This window comes from Nonomuraea sp. NEAU-A123 (assembly GCF_018603905.1).
Lineage (GTDB): Bacteria > Actinomycetota > Actinomycetes > Streptosporangiales > Streptosporangiaceae > Nonomuraea.
Genome location: NZ_JAHFZZ010000008.1, coordinates 107,761 through 132,675 on the forward strand (window position 1 = coordinate 107,761; position 24,915 = coordinate 132,675).

Annotated in this window: 20 protein-coding genes; 16 read left to right on the plus strand and 4 right to left on the minus strand. The window is 70.6% G+C overall.

The window, feature by feature from the left end; translation table 11 throughout:
- Positions 1–285: 285 nt before the first annotated feature.
- From KLK06_RS25680 to KLK06_RS25720, 9 genes are all read left to right on the plus strand, one after another.
- Entirely contained in the window at positions 286–1,290 is a 1,005-nt protein-coding gene (locus tag KLK06_RS25680; protein ID WP_214638173.1) for a UDP-glucuronic acid decarboxylase family protein, read from the plus strand.
- The gene (locus KLK06_RS25685; RefSeq protein ID WP_214638174.1) at positions 1,291–1,653 is read left to right on the plus strand and encodes an SgcJ/EcaC family oxidoreductase; all 363 of its coding nucleotides are present in this window, start codon (positions 1,291–1,293) and stop codon (positions 1,651–1,653) included.
- 238 nt (positions 1,654–1,891) lie between these two features.
- Positions 1,892–3,019, plus strand: coding sequence for a phenylacetate--CoA ligase family protein (locus KLK06_RS25690; protein WP_214638175.1), 1,128 nt, complete (start codon positions 1,892–1,894; stop codon positions 3,017–3,019).
- Positions 3,012–4,043 (plus strand): glycosyltransferase family 2 protein, encoded by a 1,032-nt coding sequence (locus tag KLK06_RS25695; RefSeq protein WP_250906034.1) that lies wholly within the window; start codon positions 3,012–3,014, stop codon positions 4,041–4,043. The genes KLK06_RS25690 and KLK06_RS25695 overlap by 8 nt, the downstream gene beginning before the upstream one ends.
- Complete coding sequence (locus KLK06_RS25700; RefSeq protein ID WP_214638176.1) at positions 4,040–5,248, plus strand: ATP-grasp domain-containing protein; 1,209 nt, start codon at positions 4,040–4,042, stop codon at positions 5,246–5,248. Before KLK06_RS25695 ends, KLK06_RS25700 begins: the two co-directional genes overlap by 4 nt.
- A complete protein-coding gene (locus tag KLK06_RS25705; RefSeq protein WP_214638177.1) occupies positions 5,245–5,937 on the plus strand; it encodes a hypothetical protein in 693 nt (230 codons plus the stop codon). The genes KLK06_RS25700 and KLK06_RS25705 overlap by 4 nt, the downstream gene beginning before the upstream one ends.
- Before the next feature lie 2 nt (positions 5,938–5,939).
- Positions 5,940–7,217, plus strand: a complete 1,278-nt coding sequence (locus KLK06_RS25710) for a phenylacetate--CoA ligase family protein (protein ID WP_214638178.1) — start codon at positions 5,940–5,942, stop codon at positions 7,215–7,217.
- Complete coding sequence (locus tag KLK06_RS25715) at positions 7,214–8,449, plus strand: hypothetical protein (RefSeq protein WP_214638179.1); 1,236 nt, start codon at positions 7,214–7,216, stop codon at positions 8,447–8,449. Before KLK06_RS25710 ends, KLK06_RS25715 begins: the two co-directional genes overlap by 4 nt.
- The gene (locus KLK06_RS25720) at positions 8,446–9,459 is read left to right on the plus strand and encodes an NAD(P)-dependent oxidoreductase (RefSeq protein WP_214638180.1); all 1,014 of its coding nucleotides are present in this window, start codon (positions 8,446–8,448) and stop codon (positions 9,457–9,459) included. The genes KLK06_RS25715 and KLK06_RS25720 overlap by 4 nt, the downstream gene beginning before the upstream one ends.
- Positions 9,460–9,463: 4 nt before the next feature.
- Here the strand turns inward: KLK06_RS25720 and KLK06_RS60120 are convergent, their stop codons facing one another.
- From KLK06_RS60120 to KLK06_RS25740, 4 genes are all read right to left on the minus strand, one after another.
- Positions 9,464–11,500: a hypothetical protein gene (locus tag KLK06_RS60120; RefSeq protein ID WP_250906035.1), complete on the minus strand. Its 2,037-nt coding sequence runs from the start codon at positions 11,498–11,500 to the stop codon at positions 9,464–9,466.
- Between the two features lie 34 nt (positions 11,501–11,534).
- Positions 11,535–11,726, minus strand: coding sequence for a hypothetical protein (locus KLK06_RS25730; RefSeq protein ID WP_214638181.1), 192 nt, complete (start codon positions 11,724–11,726; stop codon positions 11,535–11,537).
- The gene (locus KLK06_RS25735; protein WP_214638182.1) at positions 11,723–12,646 is read right to left on the minus strand and encodes an NAD(P)-dependent oxidoreductase; all 924 of its coding nucleotides are present in this window, start codon (positions 12,644–12,646) and stop codon (positions 11,723–11,725) included. The genes KLK06_RS25730 and KLK06_RS25735 overlap by 4 nt, the downstream gene beginning before the upstream one ends.
- Before the next feature lie 260 nt (positions 12,647–12,906).
- On the minus strand, positions 12,907–14,157 hold the full coding sequence (locus KLK06_RS25740) for a Gfo/Idh/MocA family protein (RefSeq protein ID WP_214638183.1): 1,251 nt from the start codon (positions 14,155–14,157) through the stop codon (positions 12,907–12,909).
- A gap of 72 nt (positions 14,158–14,229) precedes the next feature.
- Between KLK06_RS25740 and KLK06_RS25745 the strand changes: the two genes are divergently transcribed.
- The 7 genes from KLK06_RS25745 to KLK06_RS25775 all read left to right on the plus strand — a co-directional run bounded on the left by KLK06_RS25745 (position 14,230) and on the right by KLK06_RS25775 (position 24,845).
- A complete protein-coding gene (locus tag KLK06_RS25745) occupies positions 14,230–15,402 on the plus strand; it encodes an ROK family transcriptional regulator (protein ID WP_308168445.1) in 1,173 nt (390 codons plus the stop codon).
- 109 nt (positions 15,403–15,511) lie between these two features.
- Positions 15,512–16,780 (plus strand): sugar ABC transporter substrate-binding protein, encoded by a 1,269-nt coding sequence (locus tag KLK06_RS25750; RefSeq protein WP_214638184.1) that lies wholly within the window; start codon positions 15,512–15,514, stop codon positions 16,778–16,780.
- Position 16,781: 1 nt separating this feature from the next.
- The gene (locus tag KLK06_RS25755; protein WP_214638185.1) at positions 16,782–17,738 is read left to right on the plus strand and encodes a carbohydrate ABC transporter permease; all 957 of its coding nucleotides are present in this window, start codon (positions 16,782–16,784) and stop codon (positions 17,736–17,738) included.
- Positions 17,731–18,561 carry a carbohydrate ABC transporter permease gene (locus tag KLK06_RS25760; protein ID WP_214638186.1) on the plus strand — a complete coding sequence of 277 codons (831 nt, stop codon included), beginning with the start codon at positions 17,731–17,733 and terminating at the stop codon, positions 18,559–18,561. Before KLK06_RS25755 ends, KLK06_RS25760 begins: the two co-directional genes overlap by 8 nt.
- 21 nt (positions 18,562–18,582) lie before the next feature.
- Complete coding sequence (locus KLK06_RS25765; RefSeq protein ID WP_214638187.1) at positions 18,583–20,307, plus strand: DUF4832 domain-containing protein; 1,725 nt, start codon at positions 18,583–18,585, stop codon at positions 20,305–20,307.
- A 71-nt stretch (positions 20,308–20,378) separates the two neighbouring features.
- Complete coding sequence (locus KLK06_RS25770; RefSeq protein WP_214638188.1) at positions 20,379–21,521, plus strand: DUF418 domain-containing protein; 1,143 nt, start codon at positions 20,379–20,381, stop codon at positions 21,519–21,521.
- Positions 21,522–21,587: 66 nt separating this feature from the next.
- Entirely contained in the window at positions 21,588–24,845 is a 3,258-nt protein-coding gene (locus tag KLK06_RS25775; RefSeq protein ID WP_214638189.1) for a glucodextranase DOMON-like domain-containing protein, read from the plus strand.
- Positions 24,846–24,915 lie beyond the last annotated feature (70 nt).

Below are 24,915 nucleotides of genomic sequence, written 5' to 3' on the forward strand. Positions count from 1 at the left end.
ACGTCCGATTATTCGCAACGCAGGCGAGCGGTCACCGAATGGAGGCGGGTCGAGAAACTCCTGCCCGACCGGCCAATGTTTACGAAGGATGTCTTGACGCTGGCGAGCAGCCGGACATAGCATCGCCCCGAAATCAAAAAGCGGGGGACATTAACATCTTACGCAGCACGGCTCGGCGCATTACCAAAAGTAAAGGCGGCCGGCGTTCCGCTGCGTAAGTAAAGCAGGAGGATTCACCTTGTCTTGTTCGGGCGCCCTGACCGGGCAAGTTCCTGAGCTGCGCTTATGAGCCGTCCCACCGTGGCCATTACCGGTGGCGCCGGATTTCTCGGCTCGCATCTATGTGAACGGTTTCTGGCCGAAGGTCATCAGGTCGTCTGCGTAGACAACTTTCTCACCGGATCGCTGGCCAACGTCGAGCACCTCATGGCCGAGGAACGCTTCCGGCTGGTCCGCGCCGACGTGTCGCTGCACCTCGTCATCCCCGGCGACCTGGACGCCGTCCTGCACTTCGCCTCCCCCGCCTCGCCGACGGACTACCTGCGGCTGCCGATCGACACGCTGCGCGTCGGCTCCAACGGCACGTTCAACGCGCTCGAGCTGGCCAAGGAGAAGGGCGCGCGGTTCGTGCTCGCCTCGACCTCGGAGACGTACGGCGACCCGCTGGTCCATCCACAACCGGAGACCTACTGGGGCAACGTCAACCCGGTGGGACCACGCGGGGTCTACGACGAGGCCAAGCGGTTCGCCGAGGCCACGACCATGGCCTACCGCCGTGCTCACGGCGTCGACACGGCGATCCTGCGGATCTTCAATACGTTCGGGCCCCGGATGCGGCCGTTCGACGGGCGGGCGATCCCCACGTTCGTCCGCCAGGCGCTGCTCGGCGAGCCGATCACGGTCACCGGTGACGGCAGCCAGACCAGGTCCATCTGCTACGTGGACGACCTGGTCGAGGGGATCGTCCGGCTGTGCAACTCGGACCTGGACGGCCCGGTCAACATCGGCAACCCGCACGAGCTGTCCGTGCTCGCGCTGGCCGAGTGGATCAGGCAGCTCACCGGCTCCACGTCGGAGATCGAGTTCACGCCGCGGCCCCAGGACGACCCGAGCGTGCGCCGCCCCGACATCACGCTGGCCAGGACCCGGCTGGGCTGGGAGCCGCGGACGCCGATCGAGGAAGGGCTGCTGCACACCATCGCCTGGTTCCGCCGGCACCCGCAGTCGTGGCGCGCCAAAGACCCGAAAACGGCCAACGGCCACGCCGGCCTGACCACCGCGGCGACCTGAATGGAATTCTCACAAGCGCTCGCCGCGCATTTGCGCGCGATAGAAACGCGTGACCTGGACGGGTTTCTGGCCACCGTCCATCCGGACGCCTCGGTCATTCTGCCCAACGGAAAACTGCTGACCGGAAAGGACGCGATCGGCGAGTTCCACACCGCCTGGTTCCGCGACCCGGATTGGTCGCTCCGGCCGACGGTCATCCGGACGGAGACCTTCGGCGAATCAGCATTCGTGGTGCTGTCCGTCGCGTACGCCGATCTGGATTCCGAAGGCCGGCCGTACGAGAAGTCCTATTACCTCACGCTGTACTTCGCGCGAATCGACGGACGGTGGCTGCTCGTGCACGACCAGAACACCTTCAGCTGAACGAGGTGGCCCCCTGAGCAGGCTTCGATCCACGATCAATCTCGCGCCGGTCGCCTACCATCTGGCCCGGATCCGGCGGCGGGAGCGCCTCGGCCACGCCGAGCAACTGGAGATCCAGGCAGGGCTGTTACGCACCCTGGTACGCCACGCCTACGAGAACGTCCCCCACTACCGGCGGCTCCTCGACCCGGCTCTGGTCCGGCGATTACAGAGCGCCCGTGACCTGGCCGGCTTCCCCGTGCTGGACCGCATGGACCTGCACGGCAAGGCCGGCGACGAACTGCTCGCGACCGGCTTCACCGCCGAGAACACCCGCGCGGCCACGACCAGCGGCTCCTCCGGCATCCCGATCACGATCCGCAACTCGGAACGGGATCTCGGCTACCTGCGCGCGACCTACCTCCAGGACATGCTGTCCAACGGGCTGCGCCCCACCGACCGGATCGCCTACTTCCGGGTCAACCCCTTCCTGCGTCATCCGCTGGAGCGGTTCGGCGTGCTGCGGAACTTCCACATACCGACGAGCCGCTCGCTGGACGAGCAGGTGGCGGCGTTCCTGGCGGCCCGGCCGACCTTCCTGATCGGATTCCCCAACGTCATCCGCAGCGTCGTCGACGAGTTGCGGCGGCGCGGCGTCGAACACCGGGGCGTCCGGACCGTGCTGTTCGGCGGCGAACGGCTGTCGCCGACCGCGCGGGCGCACATCCTCGACTACTTCGGCGCGGCCCACCGGGAGGTGTACGCCTCCGTCGAGGTCTTCACCATCGCCCGCACCTGCCCGCGAGGGGCGCTGCACCTGCGGTCGGCCGATCTGGTGGTGGAGGTCGAGCACGAGGACGGGACCGTCTCGGTGGAGGACGGCGAGGGTGACATCCTCATCACCCGCCTGCACAGCGAGGCGATGCCGTTGATCCGCTACCGGCTCGGCGACCGGGTCCGGATCGGGCCGAACGACTGCCCGTGCGGGGTGGCGCGGACCCCGATCGTGCGGGAGGTGATCGGCCGCAGCCAGGACCGGATCGCCGGCGCCGACGGCAGGCGCTACTACGGCGACTTCATCACCTACGCCGTGCAGGACTTCGCCGAGGTGAGCCGGATGCAACTGGTCCAGCACCGGTCGGGGTCCGTCGAGGTGCGGGTGGTGCTGGCGCACGACGCCCGTCCCGGCATGACCGCCGACATCCGGGACTCGGTCCTGCGCGTGGCACCCGACCTCGAGGTCACCGTCCTGGCGGTCCAGGAGATCGCCCCGGAGCCCAACGGCAAGATCAAGATCGTCAAGGTGCTCGATCCCTCCGGGGATCCCGCGCCGCCGGACGTGCCGCCAGACAAGCCGATGGAGAAAGGGGCTGTGGCGGATGTCTGATTCCTCTCTGCGGGAGAAGCCACCGATCACGAAACCGGCGGACCGGCCACGGCCGGGCATCACCGCCATGATCCCGTGCTACAACGAGATCGCCTGCGTCGAGCGGGCGTACCAGGAGATCCGGTCCGAACTGGCCGCCTACGACGACGTCGAGCTGCTCTTCGTCGACGACGGGAGCACGGACGGCACCCTTGAGGCGATCAAGGGCTTCGCCGCCGCGGATCCCCGGGTGAAGTACCTCTCCTTCGCCCGCAACTTCGGGCTGGAGGCGGCGTTCTCCGCCGGGTTCAAGTACGCCTCGAAGCCGTGGACCGTGCAGTTCGACGCCGATCTCCAGTCACCGCCGGAAGAGATGCACCGCCTGGTGGACAAGGCGCTCGAAGGGTACGACGTGGTGTTCGCGGTCCGCGAGAACCGGCAGGATCCCTGGTACCGGCGGCTCGGCACGCGCGGCCATCAGACGATCGCCCGCCGCTGGCTGGGCATCGAGCTGCCGGCCGGCGCGTCGGTGTTCCGCATCGTCAAGACCAGCGTGGCGCGCAAGGTGGTGGACAGCCGGCTCTCCACGCCGTACTTCATCGCCACCGCGCCGCTGCTCGGCGCCCGTTACACCACGCTGCCCACCGCGCACCGCCCGCGCGTCGACGGCCAGGGCAAGTGGAACCTGCGCAAGCTGGTCTCCCATGCCGTCGAGCTCTTCGTCGGGTTCTCCTTCCGGCCGCTGGTGTGGCTGAGCGCGCTGGCCGCCATCGTGGTCGTGGCGGGGGTGGCGGTCCTGGCGCTGGCGCTGGCGGGCCGGTTCGGCCCGACCGAGCTGGCGGAGGCCAGCCTGGTCACCGGCCTGCTCACGCTCGTCACGCTCGCGGTGGTCGCCCGCTACCTCGTACGGATGATGCGCGTGCAGGCGATCGGCATGCCCCGCTACCAGATCAGGGAGGCCAACATCCCGATCCGGGCGGACGAGGCCCTGTACGGCTACGAGACCCCCTATGTCGTCACCGAGGTATGGGAGAACGCCACATGAGGAACCTCATCGTGCTCGGCGGCGGCGAGGACCAGATTCCCGCCTACCGCGAGGGCCGCCGGCTCGGCTACCGGGTGATCGGCGTGGACCAGCGCCCGGACGCCCTCGGCGCCGCGGAGGCGGATCACTTCCTCTGCATGACCAGCCGGGATCCGGAGGGGATCGCCCAGGCGCTCGGCCCGATCGACGTGGCGGCCGTCATCTCGCCAGCCAGCGACGCGGCCCAGGAGGCGGTCGCCGAGCTGAGCCGCGTCTACCGCACCGCCCACCAGCCCGCCCCGGACGCGCTGCGCTGCTCGGTGGACAAGGGGTTCTTCCGTGACGTGGTCGGCCGTCTCGGCCTGCCCACCTACCGCCACGCCCAGCACGACAGCATCGACGAGCTCACCGAGGCGGCGGCCCGCCTGGGCTATCCGCTGATCGTCAAGCCGGCCGACTCCTCGGGCAGCAAGGGCATCACCGTGCTCGACGACCCCGCCGGGCTGATGGGCGCCATCGAGCACGCCTGGAAGCACTCCTTCTCCCGGCAGGTGATCGTCGAAGAGCTGGTGGCCGGGCGGCACTGCGCCGTGGAGTCCTTCTTCGCCGACGGCGAACTGGCCTTCATGGCGGTCACCGACCGCGTCATCACCGGGCCGCCGGCGATGATCAGCCTGTCCCACATCGTCCCCGCCGACCTCGACGACGACGTCCACGCGCGGCTGAGCGAGGCGGTCAGCGCGATCTGCGCGGCGGTCGGTCACCGGCAGGGGCCGGTGAACTTCGACTTCGTGCTCACGCCCGGCGGCGACATCTGCTTCATCGAGATGGGCGCCAGGCTGGGCGGCAACGGCATGCCGCTGATGGTCCAGCACGCGTTCGGCCTGAACACCGTCGAGGCGGCCATCCGGCTGGCCCTGGGCGAGCCGCTGCGCATCAACGTCTCCTGCCGCAGGACGGCCGTGCTGCGGATCCTGGCCGCCGACGTCGACGGCGTGCTCACCGCGATCGAGGGCCTCGAGGAGCTCCGGCGGATGCCCGAGGTCGTCGACGTCCAGGTGTTCAAGACGGTGGGCGAGCACGTACGCGCCTACACGCAGGCAGGCAACAAGCTCGGCTACCTGGTCATGGTGGCCGACACGCGCGAGCAGCTGGAATCCGCTCTGGATGAAGCGCTGCGCACCCTCCGGTTCGTGATCGAGCCTGATACGGAAGGTTCAGAATGATCCCCCGCAAGCACGTCGGCTTCCTGATCTTCGTGGCGCTGGCGGTGATCGCCGCGGCGTTCGTCTGGTTCGGGCTGCCGCACGATCGCCAGGTGAAGTCGCTGTGGATCTTCCTGGTGAAGCTGCTGCCCTTCGTCTTCGCCACCGAGGCGATATCCAGGCTGGACGTGGAGTGGGCCAGGCGGATCCGGCTGCCGGTGCTGGTGATCCCGGCGGCGTTCCTGCTGTACTTCCTCTACTTCGTGCCCAAGATCTTCTTCTTCGGCTCCGAGGTGGCCGGGACCCGTGAGGCGTACTACGACCTCTACTACCACGTCCTCACGCTGACCCCGTTGATCATCGTCTCCCTGGCCATGGCGTTCCGGCTGGGCGGCGGCTCGGCGGGGACGGTGCGCAGGCTCGGCTACGGCATGCTGCTGCTGATGCTGTCGGGCCTGGAGGACCTGGCCTTCCTCACGGTCAACAACCACGTCGACCCCGTCTTCATCACCATCCCCGAGGTCTGGGACTGGGCCACGCACATGAGCGTGTTCATCGGCCACGCGCCGACCAAGTACGAGGCGTACGCCTTCATCGCCGTTCATGTGCTGCTGGCGCTCGTCGTCTTCCTCAGCCCGCAGCGCTGGTGGGAGTCGCTGGGCCGCAAGCTCACGCCGAAGGCGCTCCAGGCCCGCTCGGAGAGCGTGTAGCGATGATCATCCGCGAGGCGGGCTACGTCCCGCTCAGCATCGCGCGGCAGTACGGCAGCGCCGCGGGGCTGCGCCGTCGCCAGCTTCGCGGGGTCAACCGGATGCTGGAGCTGGCCCGTACGCGGGTGCCGTACTACCGCGACGACCCGCGCTACGCCCGCGGCCCCCTCCGCGACCTCGCCGAGCTGGCCGAGCTGCCGGTGCTGGACAAGCAGGTGCTGCGTGAGCAGCCGCTGGAGCGGCTGCTCACCGAGGGCATCGACCAGGATCGGTGCCTGTCCTTCCAGACGAGCGGCAGCACCGGCCGCCGGGTCCGGATCCTGCACGACCGCGACAGCCACGACTACCACATGGCCGCCTGCGTGCGCCGGTTCCTGGCGACGGGCCGCTACCTGCCGACCGACCGGCTCAGCCACATCCGGCCGTTCGCGCCGCCGGCCAGGACGTTCGAGCGGTTCGGGCTGTTCCGGCGGCACGTGATCCTCTCCCACCGGCCGATGCGCGAGATCAAGGCGGACCTGCTGGCCAACCGGCCCAAGGTGCTCATCGGCTACCCCGTGCACCTGCGGGCCCTGCTGCGCGAGCTCACCCCGGACGAGCTCGCGCGGCTGCGGCGGACGCTGCGCATCGTGCTGACCGAGTCGGAGCTGCTGCTGCCCGAGCACCGGGCGATGTTCGCCGAGCGGTTCGGCGCTCCGGTCTTCGACGAGTACTCGGCCTTCGAGGTGCTCAACGTCTCCTACGACTGCCGGTACGGCCGCGCGCACCTGGGCGAGGACCGCGTCTACTGCGAGATCGTCGACGCGGCGGGCGATCCGGTCCCGGACGGCGAGGCCGGGCAGGTGGTCGTCACCGCCTTCATGGAACGGGCCATGCCGCTGCTGCGCTACAGCCTGGGCGACATCGGCCTCATCGAGCCCGGCCGCTGCCGTTGCGGTCGCCGGTTCCGCACCCTGCGGCTCACCACGGGGCGCAGCAACGACTACGTCACGCTCCCGTCGGGCGAGCGGCTCTACCCCGACGCCTTCCTCCACCTGGCCGCCACCCATCCGGGCATCAGCGAGTGCTTCGTGCACCAGGACACGGCAGGCTTGGTGCGGGTGCACGTCGTGCCCAACGCCGGTGCGGCGGGCGAGGTGCTGGCGACCGTGCGGGACAAGCTCTTCGGCCTGGCCGGCGGGGAGTTCCCGCTGGAGGTGGTGCCCGCCGAGTCCGTCCAGATCACCCCCGGCGGCAAGGGGAGATTCGTCACCTCCGACTACGGCACGCCGCCCGCATGAGACTCGCGGCACCGAGACAGTTGATGGTGCTGCTCGGCGGGCGGGCCGCCTTCCGGGGGACGCTCCTGCTGGCCAACGTCGTGCTGCTGGCGGTCTGGAGCTCCGGGGACTACGCCGGCTACGCCCAGGCGATGGGCGGCGCCGCGTTCCTCACGCCTCTGGCGTCGATCGGGATCGAGAAATGCGCGCTGAAGCTGATCCCGCGGGCGCGGCACACCGTCGGCCTGCTGGTCGGCGTCTTCGTGGCGCTGGCCGGGCTGCTGCTGGCGGTCGCGGTCGCGGTCCTGGCGGGCGTGCTGCTCTTCGGGCACAACGGCCCGTGGGCGCTGGCCGGGCTGGCCGGCCTGTACGCGATCAGCGTCGGCGGCAACCAGGTGCTGGTCGGCCTGAGCCGCGCCATCGGCAAACCCGGCCGGGACGTGGCCAACCATCTCATCCTGGCCACGGGACTGGCCTGCTCGACGGGCGCGGCGGCCACGGGACACGCCTCGCCCGTGGTGTTCCTGGCCCTGTGGCTGACGACCGTGAGCGTGCTCAACGTGGCGCTGCTGGCCGGGCTGCGGCCGAGCTTCGCCGGGCTGCGGCGCCGGGTCCTCGTACGCGTCGCGGTGGGGACGTCCCTGCTGATGGCGATCCCCGACGTGGTCGCGGGGGTGTCGATGAGCCTGCTGTTCGTGACGCTCTCGGTGGCCGGCGCGCAGGCGGAGAGCACCGGGCTCTACATGGCCTCCATCGCCTCGGGGACACTGCTCAACGCGTTCGGCTACCTGCTGCGCGTCCTGCAGCCCGGCGTCTCCCAGGCGCTGAACCAGCGTGACCTGACCGCGGCCTACGACCGGCTGTCCCGCTGGCTGCGCCTGCTGCTGCTCGCCGGAACCCCTTATGTGGCGGCCGTCTCCTGCCTGGCGCCGCTCCTGCTGCGCCCGCTCGGCGGACTGGGCGTCGTCATCCTGTACGTGGCCTGCGTGCCGGTCATCTTCGCGGTGGGCAGCGCCAGCTATGTGATGGAGAACGCCACTCCCCTGGCGCTGCGCGCCACCGCGGTGGGTGCGGTGGTGTCGCTGCTGGCGGTGGTGGCGCTGGCCGCCATCGTCGTGCCCTGGGCCGGGGCGCTCGGCGCGGTGGGCGTGCTGGCCACCGGCGCGCTCGTCCACGCGGCGGTCCTTCTGCGCTGGCTCCGGCCGCGGCGCACGCTCTCCCCTCACCCTGTAGCGAAGGAGTCTTTGTCATGACCCATACCTCGCTGGTCACCGGCGGCGCGGGCTTCATCGGCTCGCATGTGGCGGCCGACCTGCTCCGGGCCGGCCATCGTGTGGTGGTGCTCGACGACCTGTCCGGCGGCGACCCGGCCAACGTCCCGGACGGCGCCCTCTTCCACCACGGCAGTGTCTGCGACCCCGAGGTGGTGGACGCGTTGTTCGCGGAGTGGAAGTTCGACTACGTCTTCCACCTGGCCGCGTACGCCGCCGAGGGACTGAGCCACTTCATCAAGCGTTACAACTACACCAACAACGTGATCGGCAGCGTCAACCTCATCAACGCGGCGGTCAACACGGGGACCGTCCGGTGCTTCGTCTTCACCTCCTCCATCGCCGTGTACGGCCACGCCGAGCCGCCGATGACCGAAGACCTGGTGCCCGCGCCCGTGGACCCGTACGGCATCGCCAAATACGCGGTCGAGCAGGAGTTGAAGGTCACGCACGAGATGTTCGGCCTGCCGTACATCATCTTCCGCCCGCACAACGTGTACGGCGAGCGGCAGAACATCGGCGACCGCTACCGCAACGTCATCGGCATCTTCATGAACCAGATCCTGCGCGGCGAGGAGTGCACCGTCTTCGGGGACGGCGAGCAGACCAGGGCCTTCAGCCACATCGACGACGTCGCGCTGCCGATCGCCCGGTCCATCGGCAACCCGCGGGCCTACGGGGAGACGTTCAACATCGGCGGCGACCGGCCGTACACGGTCAACGAGCTGGCGGGCGCGGTGGCGGCGGCCATGGACGCGCCGCTCCGCGTCCGGCATCTGCCCGCGCGCCACGAGGTGGTGCACGCCTACTCCTCCCATGACAAGGCCCGCGAGCTGCTCGGCGTCGGTACCGGCTCGGTGTCGCTGGCCGACGGGCTGGCGCAGATGGCCGCCTGGGCGAAGAAGCACGGTCCGCAGGAGCCGTCGGTGTTCTCGGGGATCGAGGTGGCCCGCAACATGCCACCGTCGTGGCAGGCGCTCATCGTCCCCTGACCGGTCACTGGCGGGACAGGGCCCGGGTGATGCCGGTGACGATGGTGGTGACCAGGATCCAGCCCGCGAGCACCAGGCCGTAGGCGACCCACTGACCGCCGCCGGCCGGCTGGAACGCCTTCTCCTGGCCGAAGTCGATCAACGGGAACAGCAGGTCCAGGGCGTACACCACGGCGTTGAACGCGGGCCCCTTGCCCGCCTCGGCGGGCGGCGGGGAGTCGAGCGCGAACACCGCCGCCCCCAGGACGAGCAGGGCGACGAACCAGGCGGCGGCGCGCAGCGGCCGAAAGCCGTATCCGACCGTGACGTCCTGCAGCACGCCCCACGCGCGGGCGGGCCTGCGCAGCGTGGCGCGCCGCCGCCGCTGCTTGGCCAGCAGGACCGTGCGGGCCTCCTCGTCGTGCCCGAGCCGCCGGTAGATGGCGGCCAGTTGCTCGTACGGCTGCGGCACGTACTCGTCCGTGCCCTCCTCCAGCCAGGCCAGCCGCTGGGCGGCGGGCAGGGTGGGGTTCAGTGCCTCGTACGTCAGACCGTCCTGCCGGCGCGGGCACCAGGTCGCCGGGTCGTCACGCAGCACCCCGATGCGGGCGTGCCGCAGGTCGACGGTGCCTTCGGGCGCCGACTTCGGGCGCAGGTACAGTTCGCTGGCCTCCAGTTGCCAGGCCGCCAGCGCCCGGCCGCCCGGGTTGGAGAGCGTGGCGCCGTTGAGGTGCACGAGCCGGCGGACCCGGGTCCCGATCAGCGTGACCTCGCCGTCGGAGGTGAAGCCGTGCCCGCAGGACAGGCCGCTGCCGATGGTCGCCGCGGCCGCGTTCAGCGTCTTGCCGCCGGGGTTGCTCAGGCGGGCGCCGTTGAAGTCGGCGAACGTGCCGATGGCGGCGTCGGTCAGCCGTACCTCGCCCTCGGCCCGGAACCCGTCCACGCAGGCCAGCGCGCCGCCGATGGACACGCCGTCGGCGTCCAGCGCCACCTCGCCGGGAGCGGAGAGGTCGGCGCCGGCCAGACGCAGGGATCCGCTGACGCGGGCCTGGGACAAGCCGACCCGGCCGCGCGCGGTGAGCCCGCGTGCCTCGATCGTGCCTTCGACCTGGATCTCCTCCGCCTGGAGCGCGTCGCCGCCGGGATTGTCCAGGCAGGCGCCGTTCAGGTTGAGCTCGCGGTCGACGCGCGAGTCCGCCAGGCGTACCGTGCCGGTCGCGGCGAAGGTCCCGCCCAGGTAGAGGCCGCCTTCGGCGGTGATCCGCGAGCCGCGTAAGGCCATCTCGCCGGGGTGGTCGATGGTGGTGCCGGTCAGGGCGAAGGGCCCGCTCACGCGGGTGTTGCGGAGGCTGATCATCCCGGTGACCGTCATGCACCTGCAGAACACGTTGCCGTCGGCGACGAGCCCGTCCAGTGTCAGGGCGTGCTTGCCGGAGGCGGTCAGCTGGGCGTCGTCCATGATCAACCTACCGCTGACCTTGACGTTGGAGAGCCGGACGTGACCCTCGGACCGCAGCCCGATGGCGGCGATCCCGCGATCGGCCTGGAGCCGGTCGCCGTCGATCGCCACCCCCGGCGTGCGCGCGTGGGCGTGGTCGAGCGTCAGGCTGCCCGCGATCTGGGCGCCGCGCAGCTCCACCCGCCCGGTGAACAGGCAGCCCTCCAGCCGCAGATGGCCGCCGATCTGGGCGTTGGAGGCCGACAGCCCCGGCAGGCGGGACCCGGTGAAACTCAGTTGCTGGCAGCGGGCCCAGTACAGGCGCGGCATCTCCTCGAAGTCGCAGGAGAGGAACCGCGCCGGGTGGGCGATGGTGGAGTGGGCCAGGTCCAGGGGTCCGGTGATGCGCGCGCCTTTGACGCGCAGGGCTTGTGACTGCCGTGATTCGTCCCGCAGCAGCAGCTCGGCGATCACCTTCGCGCGGATCGTCCGCTCCGGGCCCCAGCTCGCGCCGCCCGCCGGGGCGTCCTCGTCGGGTTTCCCGGTACGGAGGTCGACCAGCTCGCCCTGCGGGAACGCGTCCCACACCCGGCGTTCGGCCGTGGACAGCTCCTCGACGCGCATGGCTGCATTCTGCCGCAAGCCCAGCGGCGGCCGGTCATCTGACGCCGATCGACATCTCCACCTCTCTGCCGGTGCACGCGGACGCTCCGGCGGGCGGGTTCAGGGCCGCCACCTTGCCGATCCAGGCGCGGCCCTTGTGGTAGCCGACCTTCACCGTGAAGCCCGCCTTCTCCACGGCCGCCTTGCCCGCGTCGAGTGGCCAGCCGCGCGGGGGCGGGCCGGTCACGAGCCCAGCCCGTCGTCCACAGGTACGTCTTCGGGTTCGAGTTCGAGGCCCGAGGCGGCGGCCTGCAGGTCGAGCAGGACGGCGAAGTCCTCGTCCACCCTGCCCGCGCCGATGGCGGCCTGGACGAGCTGCGCGGTGAGGGCGGCGACCGGCATGGGCACGTCCAGTTCGCGGGCGGCGGCCAGGCCGATGTCGAAGTCCTTGCGCAGCAGGACGGGCGTGAAGGTGGGCGTGTAATCCAGGTGCACGAACGCGGGCGACTTGTAGCGGGTGAACGCCGACCCCATGACGCTGTTGTTGAGGAACTCCAGGAAGGCGTTCCGGGGGACGCCACCCTTCTGGGCCAGCACGGTGATCTCGGCCAGGGTCTGGGTGACCACGCCGAGCATCAGGTTGTGCGCGATCTTCACCAGGCGGGCGGTCTCACCTTCGCCGACGTACGTGGCCGACCGGCCGAGGTGGACGAGCAGCCCGGCCACCCGGTCGAAGGTCGCGCGCGGCCCGGAGACGACCAGGCTCAGGGCTCCGGCCCGGACGACCTTGGGGTTGCCGCTGACCGGCGCGGCCAGGAAGGAGCCGCCCCGGTCCGCGCACTTCTGCCGTGCCGCGGCCGAGGACTCCGTCGAGACGGTGGAGCAGTCGACGACCACGCCCGGGACGGGGCCGTCGCCGCCGAGCAGCTCGTCCAGCACCTGTTCGAGGTCGTGGGACGTGGAGACCATGGTGAAGACGACGTCCTTGTCGCGCAGCCCGGCGATCGACTCCGACACCGTCGCGCCATGTTCTCTGAGCGGCTCCGCCTTGGCCGGGGTACGGTTCCAGACGGTCAGATCCACCCCGGCCTTGGCCAGGCGTTCGGCCATGGCGGCTCCCATGCGGCCGACGCCGATCCAGCCCACCCGCGTCATCGAATCGGACATCAAGCTACGCCTTTCGCAGTCGTGAGCCGCTGGCCGGCCAGTCGGCGGTGCAGGGGCGGTGCCAGGGCGCGCGAGGTTCGCGCGGCCGTGGTTGCCCTCCTCCAGCATGAGCAGTTCGCTGTCGCCGGACGTCGCAACGGCCAGTCGCTCGGCGTGCCGCGAGGGGATGAGCCGGTCCTTTCTCCTGAAAATCTCCTGAAAACCACCAGCCCGGCCCAGCACTCGCCCCAGTCGTACGGCCCGGCCAACGCGACCTCGCACTACCCCAGGCGGACGACCGTGTCCGTGGCTCGGGCGCGTTCCGCGGCCCACACGACGCGGTGGGTCGCGAGGCTCTCGGCGGCGTCGGAGTAGAGCAGCGCCGGGTCGCCCGTGGCGACAGCGGCGAGGAAGGCGTCCGTGAGCGCCTCGTCGCCGCCCGCGTGCCCGTCCCCCGCCGACGGTCCCGCGCCCTCATGGGTGTCGACGACCTCTTCGAGGCCGGTACGGAAGTCGGTCAGGCGCAGCGTGCGGCCGTCGCCGTCGATGTAGCCGTGCGTGCCCAGCAGCCGGGTACGCCGGTGCCCCATCGGAGTGAACGCGCTCATCGTGAACGAGCACGTCGCCCCGTCGGGGAACTCCATGTTGACCACCTGGTGATCGACCACGTCGTTGTCGCACGCGTACACGCAACGGCCGTAGGGCCCGGTGCGCAGCGCCTGGAGCACGCCTTCCTCGGTGCGGGCCTGCGTGACCGCCGACAGCGGCCAGAACTCGCTGTCCGGGTCGCCGAGGCAGCCGAGATACAGCCGTTTGGCCGAGTAGGGGCAGCTCGGCTCCAGCGGGCAGTCGGTGCAGCGGTCCGCCGCGCCCTCCGGGCGTTCGGAGGCGCGGAAGTGGGTCAGGTTGCCGAACGAGCTGACCTTGGCCGGGATCCGGCCGAACAGGTGGATCAGCCAGTCGATGTCGTGGCACGACTTGGTCAGCAGCATCGGGGCCGAGGTGTCCTCGCGGCGCCAGTGGCCGCGGACGAACGAATGCGCGTGGTGCCACCACCCCACCGGTTCGAGGTGCTGGACGCTGACGAGCCGGCCGATGCGGCCGCCGTCGAGCAGTCGCTTCAGCGTCCTGGTGTACGGGGTGTAGCGCAGCACGTGGCACACGGCCAGCATGATCTTGTTGCGTTTCGCCGCGTCGGCGATGGCGGTCGCCTCCTGCTCGCTGGGCGCCATCGGCTTCTCCAGCAGGATGTGGTAACCCAGGTCGGCCATCCGTACGGCCGGGCTCATGTGCAGGTGGTCCTGGGTGGCGATGATCGCCGCGTCGGCGACCCGGCCGGCCGCCGCGAGCTGCGTCCAGTCGGAGTAGACCATGTCCGGCGCGACCCCGAATTCCGCCGCGGCCGATTCGCGCCGGTACGGGTCCGGCTCGGCCACCGCGGTCACGCGCCCCAGGCCGGCCACCGTCGCGTGACGCGCGTACGACTGCCCGCGCAGCCCGGCGCCCACGAGGGCTAGAGTCACCCCAGACATGGGATCCTTTCCCGAAATTAACATGGAGTCCCTCATTATTAGCGGTGAGGGAGCAGACCTCAAGGGGGTGTGGTGGCCGAAGATCTGGGCGGAGGGGATCTCTCCCGGCTCCGCCAGCTCAACGCGCTGGCCGCGATCCGGACGCTGCGCGGCGAGCCGGCGCTCACCGTGACCGAGCTCTCCCGGCGCACCGGGCTGTCCCGCGCCTCCACCGAGGACGTGGTGCGCGAGTTGCAGGACCGCGGCTGGGTGGTGGAGACGGAGCCGACCACCGGCACGGTCGGCCGTCCGGCCAGGCGCTATCGCTTCCGCGCGGACGCGGGCCACGTCCTCGGCGTCGACATCGGCGGCCACAAGATCCTGGCGGTCGTGGCCGACCTGGACGGCGAGCCGCGGCACAGCAGCAGGGTCTCGGTCACCCCGGCGATGGGGCGCCGGGAGCGGCTGGCCGCGGTGGACCAGGCCGTCAACGACTGCCTGGCCGGGGCGGGTGTGGCCGCGTCCGAGATGTGGGCGACCGGGGTGGCCACCACCGGGCTGGTCGACGGGACCGGGCGGGTCATGCTCTCGAACGCGCTGCCCGAGTGGACCGGCGTCGACCTGGCCGCCCACCTGGGGCGGATCGTGGCCGGGCCGATCCTGGTCGAGAACGACTGCAAGCTGGCCGCGCTCGCGGAGTCCTGGCGTGGGGTGGCGCGGTACGCCAAGGACGTGGTGTTCCTGCTGGCCGGGCTCCGTACCGGCACCGGGCTGATCATCGACGGCAAGCTGCACCGGGGGTTCGGGAACGCCGCCGGGGAGATCGGCGCGCTGCCGGTCGCGGGCTGGATCCGCGCGCAGGACCAGCTCAAGTCGTGGCCGGGCCGTCCTTCCGAGGTGGCCGGTGATCCCGACTCGATCGCCGCCGACCTGTTCTCCGCCGCCAGGAACGGCGACCGCCGGGCCGCCTCGGCCGTGCGCCGCTACGTCAAGGACCTGGCGGTCGGCGCCTCGGCCCTGGTGCTCACCCTCGACCCCGAACTGGTCGTGATCGGCGGCGGTTTCTCCAGGTCGGCCGACCTGATCGTGGAGCCGCTCCGCCGCGAGCTGGACCGCTGGTGCATCCGCACGCCCGAGGTCAGGGTGTCCGCCTTCGCCGACGAGGGGGTGGCGCTCGGCGCCGTCCGGCTGGCGCTCGACCACGTCGAGCAGGCGCTCAGGGGCGGCGGCCAGCTCGCCTCACCGGACCGCTTCTCCCGGGGCTGAGCGTGCCGTAATCGAATCGATGCTTGACTTAATTTCCATGGGCTCCATGATTATCCACAAGTTCGAGACCGTGGCGCCGGATGCGCCTCGCTCGTCAGGGAGGTCCAGGATGCGGAAGTCGGCGCGGCTCGGCGCGGCTGTGTTCGGGGTGGTGCTCGCCGTCTCCGCCTGCTCTGCGGGCGGTGACGAACCGGCTGCCACCGCCGGCCAGGAGAAGGTCACGTTGTCGTACGCGATGTGGGACAACAACCAGAAACCGGTGATGGAGGAGCTGGGCAAGGCGTTCACCGCGGCCCACCCGAACATCACCGTGAACGTCCAGCTCACCCCCTGGGAGGGCTACTGGACCAAGCTCAAGGCGGCGGCCACGGGCGGCGCGGCGCCCGACGTCTTCTGGATGAACGGCCCCAACTTCCAGCTCTACGCCTCCAACGGCGTGATCCGGCCGCTGGAGGAGGAGATCACCAAGGACAAGGTGGACCTGTCGGTCTATCCCAAACCGCTGATCGACCTGTACACCTTCGACGGCAAGCACTTCGGGCTGCCGAAGGACATGGACACGATCGGCGTCTGGTACAACAAGTCGCTCTTCGACGCCAAGAAGGTGCCCTACCCGGCCGACGACTGGACGTGGAGCGACTTCAACGAGGCGGCGGCCAAGCTGAGCGACCCGGCCAAGGGCGTCTACGGCACCGCCGCCCAGCTGACGAGTTTCCAGGAATACCAGTACAACACCATCGATCAGGCGGGCGGGTTCGTGATCTCCCCGGACGGCAAGAAGTCCGGCTACGACAACCCGCAGACGATCGAGGGCCTGCGTTTCTGGACCGACCTGATCAAGAACAAGCAGTCCCCCGACCTGAAGACCATGACCGACACGTTCCCGCTGCAACTGTTCGAGGCCGGCAAGATCGCCATGTACTGGGGCGGCTCGTGGAACGTCTCGGAGTTCGCCAAGAACGACTACACCAAGGACAAGGTGGACGTGGCGCCGCTGCCCAAGGGCCAGAAGCAGGCCACGATCATCCACGGGGTGGCCAACGTCGTGTCGGCCAAGACCGGGCACCCGGCGCAGGCCTGGGAGTTCGTCAAGTTCCTCGGCTCCAAGCAGGCCGCCGACATCCTCGGCAAGAAGGGGCCGATCCCGGCGTACAACGGCACCCAGAGCGCGTGGGTGGCCGCCCATCCCGAGTTCAAGCTGCAGACCTTCCTCGACGCGGTGGCCTACGCGGCGCCGTTCCCGGTCTCCAAGAACACCGCCGCCTGGAACGAGGCGGAGCTGACGTACCTCACCAAGGCCTGGACCGGCGAGGAGCCGGTCGAGAAGGCGGCCGCCGAGCTGGCGACGGCGATGAACGCCCTGCTCGCCAAGGAATGACATGACGCTCACCACCCGCCGAAGCGTGACGAAGGCGGCGCCGGCCCGGCACCGCCCGCGCCGCAAGGACCGCGCGGTCGAGGCCCTGTGGGGGTACGCGTTCATCGCCCCGGTCGGGCTGGGCCTGGCCGTCTTCTACCTCTGGCCGGTCCTGCAGACCGCCTACTTCTCCTTCACCGAGTGGGGCGCCTTCGGCGGCCACACCTGGACCGGACTGGAGAACTACCTGCGCCTGGCCGTGGACCCCGAGATGGGCCGGGCGCTGGTCAACACGCTGACCTACACCGTGCTCGGGCTGCTGGCGATCCCGCTGGCCATCGTCTTCGCCGCGCTGCTCAACACCAAGGGGCTGCGCGGGGTGGGCGTCTACCGCACGATGTTCTTCCTGCCGGTCGTCACCATGCCGGTCGCCATCGCCATGGTGTGGCGGTGGCTGTACAACGGCGACTACGGCCTGATCAACCAGGTGCTGTCGCTGGTCGGCATCGACGGCCCCAACTGGATCGCCGACCCGGCCACCGCGCTTCCCGCCCTGGTCGTGGTCGGGATCTGGAGCAGCGTCGGCTACAACCTGATCATCTTCCTGGCCGGCATGCAGGCGATCCCCAAGGAGTACTACGAGGCGGCGGCGATCGACGGCGCGGGCCCGGTCCGGCAGTTCTTCAAGGTCACGCTCCCGCTGCTGTCGCCGACGGCGTTCTTCGTCTCGGTGGTCTCGGTGATCGGCTCGCTGCAGTTGTTCGACCTGGTGTACGTGATGAGCGGCTCGGGGTCGTCGGCCCGGTCCAATCCGGCCTTCCCGCGCCTGGAGACGGTGGTCCAGCTCTTCTACGAGCGGGCCTTCGTCACCAACGACCGAGGCTACGCGGCGGCGATCGTGATGGCGCTGCTCATGCTGATCATCGCGCTGACCGCGTTCCAGTTCAGGCTCCAGCGAAGGTGGGTGCATTATGGCTGAGGCCCCCACGACCGGCGGGCGCCGTCTCGGGCTGCACGCGGTGCTGGTCGCCGCGTCACTGGCGATGGTGGCGCCGTTCGCCTGGCAGATCATCACCTCGCTCAAGACGCTCAGCGAGGCCACCAAGGTCCCGCCGTCGGTGCTGCCCAGCGGCCACTGGGAGAACTACGGCGAGGTGTTCGGGCTGCTGCCCTTCGGCGACCAGTTCCTCAACACGGTGCTGATGGCCGCCGGGCGGACCGTGGGCCAGGTGCTGCTGTGCTCCATGGCCGCCTACGCCTTCGCCCGGCTCCGCTTCCCCGGCAAGAGGCTGCTGTTCGGGCTCTTCCTGTCGGTGCTGATGGTGCCGCCGCAGCTTTTCATCATCCCGCAGTACCAGATCATGTCGTCGCTGGGCTGGCTCAACAGCCTGCAGGCGCTCATCGTCCCCGGCCTGTTCAGCGCGTTCGGGGTCTTCCTGCTGCGCCAGTTCTTCCTCGGCCTGCCCCGCGAGCTGGAGGAGGCGGCCCGGCTGGACGGCGCTGGGCCGCTGCGGATCTACTGGTCGATCATGCTGCCGCTGGCCAGGCCGGGGCTGGTCGCCCTGGGTGTCCTGGTGCTGCTGTGGTCGTGGAACGACCTGTTCTGGCCGCTGGTGGTCAACACCGATCCCGAGCAGATGACGCTGTCGGCCGGGCTGACCGCGCTGCAGGGGCAGTTCCAGACCAACTATCCGGTGCTCATGGCGGGTTCGCTGCTCGCCTCCCTGCCGGTCATCGCCGTCTTCGTCTTCCTGCAACGCCAGTTCATCCAGGGCATCGCCCACACCGGTATCAAGGGCTGAGCCCGCCGAGAGGAGTCCCCCATGTCCCGCTTGTTAGCAGGCCTGCTCTTCCTGTGCGCGGCGATTCTCGTCGCACCGCCCGCGTACGCCGCCATCACCGGCCCGTCGGCCACCAACGACGCCACCAACGTGACCTACCAGTTCGGCTACACCGGAACGCCCGCCTACCTCAGGACGTACATCGACACCGACCGCAACGCCGCCACCGGGTTCGCCCAGGGCGGCATCGGCGCCGACTACCTGCTGGAGAACGCCGGCCTGTACCACCACAACGGCGGCGGCTGGAGCTGGACGCTGGTCAAGAGCGTCACCTTCTCCAGCGCGTCCGGCACCGCCCGCTGGACGGTGGCCCGCGCGGACATCGGCGAGAGCGCCACCCCCAACGACGCCGACCTGATCTTCCAGGCCGAGGCGCCCTTGGAAAGCTCCGCCAAGTACACCCACGTCTACAGCGGCGGCACCAGCGGCGCCACGGTGACCTACACCCAGTCGAGCGCCACCTTCCCCAACCCCGAGCGCGGCTTCTACCACCACACCGGCGACTGCGACAAGAACGACTTCTCGCTCGCCACCCTCCAGGGCTACCGCACCTCGCAGAACATCTCGCTGGTGATGTGCGTGTTCTACCTGGCCGAGTTCAAGACCGGCGCGATCAGCCAGGCCGCGCTCACCCGCTTCCAGAACCAGCTCGCCACCGTGCGGGCCGCCGGCCTCAAGGCCATCGTCCGGTTCGCCTACACGGTGTCCACCACCGGCGACGACACCACCAAGGCCCGCATGCTGGCCCACCTCGACCAGCTTGCGCCCTACCTCAGCGCCAACAGCGACGTGATCGAGGTGGTCCAGGCCGGGTTCATCGGCGCCTGGGGCGAGTGGTACTACACCCAGAACTTCGGCAACGAGGGCACGATCACCGCCGCCGACTGGGCCAACCGCAAGGCGGTGACCGACAAGATCCTCAGCGTCCTGCCGTCGTCGCGGATGATCCAGGTCCGCACGCCCAAGATCAAGCGCACCATGTACGGCACCACCGCGCTGACGCCCGCCCAGGCGTACAACGGCTCGGCCCAGGCCAGAGTCGGTCACCACAACGACTGCTTCCTGGCCAGCCCCGACGACTACGGCACCTACGAGAACACCGCCGTCGAATACCCCTACCTCCAGGCCGAGACCGCCTACCTGCCGATGGGCGGGGAGACCTGCGGCGCCAACCCGCCGAGGTCGAGCTGCCCCACCGCCATGAGCGAGATGGGCATGTTCCACTGGTCGTACCTGAACACCGACTACCACCCCGACGTCATCAGCGGCTGGAACAGCGGCGGCTGCCTGACCGAGATCACCCGCCGCCTCGGCTACCGCTTCGCCCTGCAGAGCGGCACGTACCCGAGCACGGCGACCCACGGCGGCGCGCTGCCGGTGCGCGTCACGGTCCGGAACGACGGCTGGGCCGCGCCCTTCAACCCGCGTAACGTCGCACTGGTCCTGCGCGACACCGCCACCTCGGCCGTGTACCGCTTCCCGCTCAACGCCAACCCCCGCCTCTGGCTCGCGGGCGGCACGGCGACGATCGACCAGAGCGTGACGCTGCCGTCGAGCATGCCGGCGGGCACCTACGCGCTGCTGCTCGACCTGCCCGACCCGCAGCTGTCCGCCCGGCCCGAGTACTCGATCCGGCTGGCCAACGAGAACGTCTGGGAGGCCGCCACCGGCTTCAACAGCCTGCTGCACACCGTGACCGTGAACTAGCGACTTTGGTCGGCCCGCGGGCTGCCAAGGGTCGATGTGCCGGGGAGCTCGGCGTCTCTAGCGTCAGGATCATGACACTGGCTGAGGCGCCGAGCTCACGGCGCGTGCACGAGATCGACGCCGTACGCGGGTTCGCGCTGGCGGGCATCCTGCTGGCGAACATCGGGTTCTTCGCCGATCCCGGCTACGCGGTCGGGACCGGCACGATGCCCATCACGGAGGGGCCCGTCGCGTACCTCGTCAGCACGCTGGTGCTGACGAAGTTCTACATCCTGTTCTCCTTCCTGTTCGGCTATTCCTTCACGCTCCAGACGCGCGACGGGGTGAACGTCAAGGCCAGGATGCTGCGGCGCTGCCTCGGTCTCTTCGTGATCGGGGTCCTGCACGGGTTCCTGCTGTGGATCGGCGACATCCTCACGCTGTACACCACTCTGGGGCTGATCCTGCTGGCCATGCGCAACATCTCGCCCAGGAAGGCGGTGATCACCGGCTGCGCCGTCATCGGCGTCATGTCGGTGATCTGGCTGCTGCTGGCCGGGCTGACCCTGCTCGACCCGGCGGGCGGCGCGGCGGCGGTGGCGGATCCGGCCGCGGCGGCACAGGCGGAGGCGCTGGTCACCGGAGGGCCGCTGGGCTTCCTCATCTTCCAGGCGCAGACGTATCCGGCGGTGGCCGCGATGGTGTGGATCGGGCAGGGGCCGATGGCGATGGCGCTGTTCCTGTTCGGGCTGGCGGCGGGCAGGTCACGGCTGTTCGAGGAGCCGGAGCGCTGGGCGCGCTTCGTGCCGCGCGTCAAGTGGGTGGGCTTCGGTGCCGGCCTGCCCGCCGCGGCGTTCTTCGCCTGGGCGCCCTCCTCCGGGGGCGCGCTGGAGCTGGTCGCGCTGGCCCTGAACAACGTGACCTCGGTGCTGCTGACCGCCGCCTACGTGGTCACCCTGCTCCAGGTCATCAAGCGCTTCCCAGCCGCCGGCCGCGCGCTGGCCCCGGCCGGGCGGGTGGCGGCGTCCAACTACATCGGGCAGTCGGCGCTCTGCTGCCTGGTCTTCACCGGCTACGGGCTGGCCCTGGCGGGCAAGCTGTCGCCGCTCGCCGTCATGGGCGTGGCCGCGGTGATCTACGCGGTCCTGCTCGGGCTGAGCCGGTGGTGGCTCCGCGGTCACCGGTACGGCCCGATCGAGTATGTGCTTCGCCGCCTCACCGCGGGTCGGGGTTGACAGCGGACCGGGCCTGGTCTTCTCTGCAACTCTGCGAGGAAAAGGGCGGACCCGAGGGGGCACGGCATGGCCACGGTTCGACGGTTCGCGCTCGCTCTGGCCGTCGCCGCCGCGCTGGCCGGGCTCCCCGCCACGCCCGCGCAGGCCAGGGTGCCCGGGCCCGGCGCGGCGTCCCACTTCGGGCTCGCGCGCAAGGACTGCGTCGGGACGGCCGCGGGCCGGGCGTCCAAGGTCTGGTACACGGTCGCGGGCGGCGTCCTGTCCGACGTCTATGAGCCGACCATCGACAACACCAACGTGGAGACGATGCAGTTCGCCGTCACCGATGGCAGGACGTTCACCGAGCTGCAGTCCCGGGACACCACCTACAAAGTGGCCACCGACCGCTCCGGCATGACCTGCACGATCACCTCATCCAGCAAGAGCGGCCGCTACCGCCTGACCACGACCTACCTCACCGATCCGGGCAGCGACGCCGTGGTGGTCAGGACCCGGCTCCAGCCGCCCGGACTGCGGCTGTACGTACGGCTGGACGCGAGCGTCAACGGCAACGGAGGCGGCGGCACACCGAACGGCGGCGCCGACAGCGGCGTGGTGGACGGGCCGACCGGCGCCCCGGTCATCTCCGACCCGAACACCGAAACCTCCGCGCCCGCCCGCGACTACGCCGTCCCCACCCACCTGGCGCTGCGCGCCGAGCGGCGACTGCCGCAGGCCAACGTCGGCTACGCGGGCACACCCGGCGACGGCGCCGCGCAACTGGACACCGACCACACGCTAACCCCCTCCGCGACCGCCCCCGACGGCAACGTGGTGGCCACCGCCCGGCTGCCCCTCGACGGCTCGGGCGAGGTGACCTTCGCGCTCGGCTTCGGCCGTACGGCGGGCGCCGCGTTGCGGACCGCGGGCGAGGCCGCCGTCCGGCCGTTCGAGACCACCCGGGCCCGGTACGAGGCGGGCTGGGCCGCCTACGACGCCGGACTGCGCAAACCGCCCGCCGCGCTGGCCGACGCCTACCGGCTCTCGGCCAACGTCCTGAAGGCCAGCGAGGACAAGACCTTCCCCGGAGCCGTCGTCGCCTCGCTCGCCAGCCCGTGGGGCCAGGCGGTCGGCGCGGGTGAGAAGGTCGGCGGCAAGGCCGTCTACTTCGGGTCCTACCGCGAGGTGTTCGCCCGCGACCTGTACGAGGCGTTCACCGGCTTCCTCACCGACGGCGACCTGGCGACCGCCCGCGCCACGGCCCGCTTCCTGCTGGAACGCCAGCAGCTGCCCGACGGCCGCCTGCCGCGCAACTCCCTGCTGAACGGCCGGCTCGCCCCCGACTCGGGCGGCGACCAGCTCGACGAGACCGCCTATCCGATCCTCATGGCCCACCAGTCCGGAATCGGCGCGGAGCTGTGGGAACACGTGCGCCAGGCCGCGGACTTCCTGGTGGCGCACGGTCCCGCGTTCGGCGTCGAACGCTGGGAGGAGCAGCAGGGCTACTCGCCGTCCACGATCGCGGCTGAGATCGCCGGCCTCGTCGCGGCCGGGGAGATCGCCGCCGGGCGGGACGACCAGGGCCGGGCCCGGCTCTACCGCGCCACCGCCGACCACTTCGCCCGCTCGGTCAAGGGCTGGACGGTCACCACCACCGGCCCGTACGCCCCCCGCTACTTCCTGCGCCTGTCACGCACCGGCGACCCGGACGCCGCGTCCCCGTACAACCTCGGCAACGGCGGCCCGACAGAGGACCAGCGCCGGGTGGTGGACGCGGGCTTCCTGGAACTGACCCGGCTGGGCATCCTGCCCGCCACCGACCCCGACGTCCTGGCCAGCCTGCCCGTGGTGGACCGGGTGATCCGGCGTACGACGCCGAACGGCCAGGGCTGGTACCGCTACGGCTCCGACACCGAGGGCACCGAGGACGGCTACGGCGACTGCCACGAACCCGACCCCACCTCCTGCGCGCCGTCGGGCCGCCCCTGGCCCACCGCGAACACCGGCTCGGGCCACCTGTGGCCGGTCCTGTCCGGTGAACGCGCCGAGCAGGCGCTGCAGACCGGCGACACCCGTACGGCCGCCGCCCTGCTGACGGCGATGCGAGCCATGTCCTCGGGCACCGGCCTGGTCCCCGAACAGGCGTGGGAGAACCCGGACCTGACCGCCTCGCCGTACGGCACCGACCCGGCCACCGCCTCGATCGGCTTTCACGCCGGCGAGCCCGCCGGCTCGGCGTCCCCTCTGACCTGGGCGCAGGCCCAGGAGGTCCGGCTGATCCTCTCACTGGCCGCCGGCCGCCCGCTCGACCAGCCCGAGATCGTACGGCGCCGCTACACCGCCCACGGAATGCCAGGCACGACCCCACTCACCGTCACCGCCCCCGCAGAGGGCAGCACGGTCGCCGGCACGTCGGTCACGGTCGAAGGCACCACCGCGCCTGGCGCGCGGGTCGACGTCGCGGCCACGCCCATCGACATCGGCACCGCCACCGAGGTCGTCTCGGTGCGGGCCGGGTCCGACGGCGGTTTCACCGCGCGGGCGCCGGTGTCGTTCGGCGAGGTCGTGCTCACCGTGACCGCCACCACCTCCGACGGCCGCACCGGGTACGCCCGGCGCTCGGTCGTCGGCGACATCACCGGGGCCACGACCGTGCTCGACGTCACCGATCCCGACGGCGACGACAACGGGCCGGGGACCTACGCCTATCCGACGGCCGCCGACTTCCACGCGGGCGCCTTCGACCTGCGCAGGTTCCAGGTCATCACGGACACGAGCACCGTCTACCTGCGGGCCGAGATCCGTGACCTCACCCCCACCTTCGGCAACCAGATCGGCGCCCAGCTCCTCGACGTGTACGTACAGAACCCCACCGTGACCGCGCGCTCGACCGATCCGGCGTTCCCGCAGCGCAACTACCGCATCGCCGACCAGGACGCGTGGTCGCAGCGGATCGAGGCCCAGGGCTTCGGCGCCCCGGTCTGGGTGACGGCCGCCGGCACCGCCCTGCCCGGCGCCGCCGTCCGCGGCTCCGGCACCACGCGCACGATCACGATCGCCGTACCCAAGGCGGTCTTCGGCACACCGGGCCCCGGCTGGCGCTTCGCGGTGGTGCTCACGGGCCAGGACGGGTTCAGCTCCGACCAGGCCAGGGGCTTCGCCGCCACTCCCCAGCCGTACCAGTTCGGCGTGTGTACCCCCGGCGGGACCAGCGCCCTGTGCTCCTTCGACCCGAGCGGCGTCCCCAAGGCCGTGGACGTGATCACCCCGACCGACCAGCCCCAGGCGGACGAGCTGAACCCCCTCCTCGGCCCAGTCACCCTACGGGCGGTCGCAGTCCCCTGACCTCGCGTGCGGTCACCCTACGGGCCGTCGCGGCCCACCGACCTCGCTCCTCGTCAGTCCGTGAACCGTC

Coding starts and splice junctions, on each gene's coding strand:
- KLK06_RS25680 (WP_214638173.1), top strand. CDS start 286: ATGAGCCGTCCCACCGTGGCCATTACCGGTGGCGCCGGATTTCTCGGC.
- KLK06_RS25685 (WP_214638174.1), top strand. CDS start 1,291: ATGGAATTCTCACAAGCGCTCGCCGCGCATTTGCGCGCGATAGAAACG.
- KLK06_RS25695 (WP_250906034.1), top strand. CDS start 3,012: ATGTCTGATTCCTCTCTGCGGGAGAAGCCACCGATCACGAAACCGGCG.
- KLK06_RS25700 (WP_214638176.1), top strand. CDS start 4,040: ATGAGGAACCTCATCGTGCTCGGCGGCGGCGAGGACCAGATTCCCGCC.
- KLK06_RS25705 (WP_214638177.1), top strand. CDS start 5,245: ATGATCCCCCGCAAGCACGTCGGCTTCCTGATCTTCGTGGCGCTGGCG.
- KLK06_RS25710 (WP_214638178.1), top strand. CDS start 5,940: ATGATCATCCGCGAGGCGGGCTACGTCCCGCTCAGCATCGCGCGGCAG.
- KLK06_RS25715 (WP_214638179.1), top strand. CDS start 7,214: ATGAGACTCGCGGCACCGAGACAGTTGATGGTGCTGCTCGGCGGGCGG.
- KLK06_RS25720 (WP_214638180.1), top strand. CDS start 8,446: ATGACCCATACCTCGCTGGTCACCGGCGGCGCGGGCTTCATCGGCTCG.
- KLK06_RS60120 (WP_250906035.1), bottom strand. CDS start 11,500: ATGCGCGTCGAGGAGCTGTCCACGGCCGAACGCCGGGTGTGGGACGCG.
- KLK06_RS25735 (WP_214638182.1), bottom strand. CDS start 12,646: ATGTCCGATTCGATGACGCGGGTGGGCTGGATCGGCGTCGGCCGCATG.
- KLK06_RS25740 (WP_214638183.1), bottom strand. CDS start 14,157: ATGTCTGGGGTGACTCTAGCCCTCGTGGGCGCCGGGCTGCGCGGGCAG.
- KLK06_RS25750 (WP_214638184.1), top strand. CDS start 15,512: ATGCGGAAGTCGGCGCGGCTCGGCGCGGCTGTGTTCGGGGTGGTGCTC.
- KLK06_RS25755 (WP_214638185.1), top strand. CDS start 16,782: ATGACGCTCACCACCCGCCGAAGCGTGACGAAGGCGGCGCCGGCCCGG.
- KLK06_RS25760 (WP_214638186.1), top strand. CDS start 17,731: ATGGCTGAGGCCCCCACGACCGGCGGGCGCCGTCTCGGGCTGCACGCG.
- KLK06_RS25765 (WP_214638187.1), top strand. CDS start 18,583: ATGTCCCGCTTGTTAGCAGGCCTGCTCTTCCTGTGCGCGGCGATTCTC.
- KLK06_RS25770 (WP_214638188.1), top strand. CDS start 20,379: ATGACACTGGCTGAGGCGCCGAGCTCACGGCGCGTGCACGAGATCGAC.
- KLK06_RS25775 (WP_214638189.1), top strand. CDS start 21,588: ATGGCCACGGTTCGACGGTTCGCGCTCGCTCTGGCCGTCGCCGCCGCG.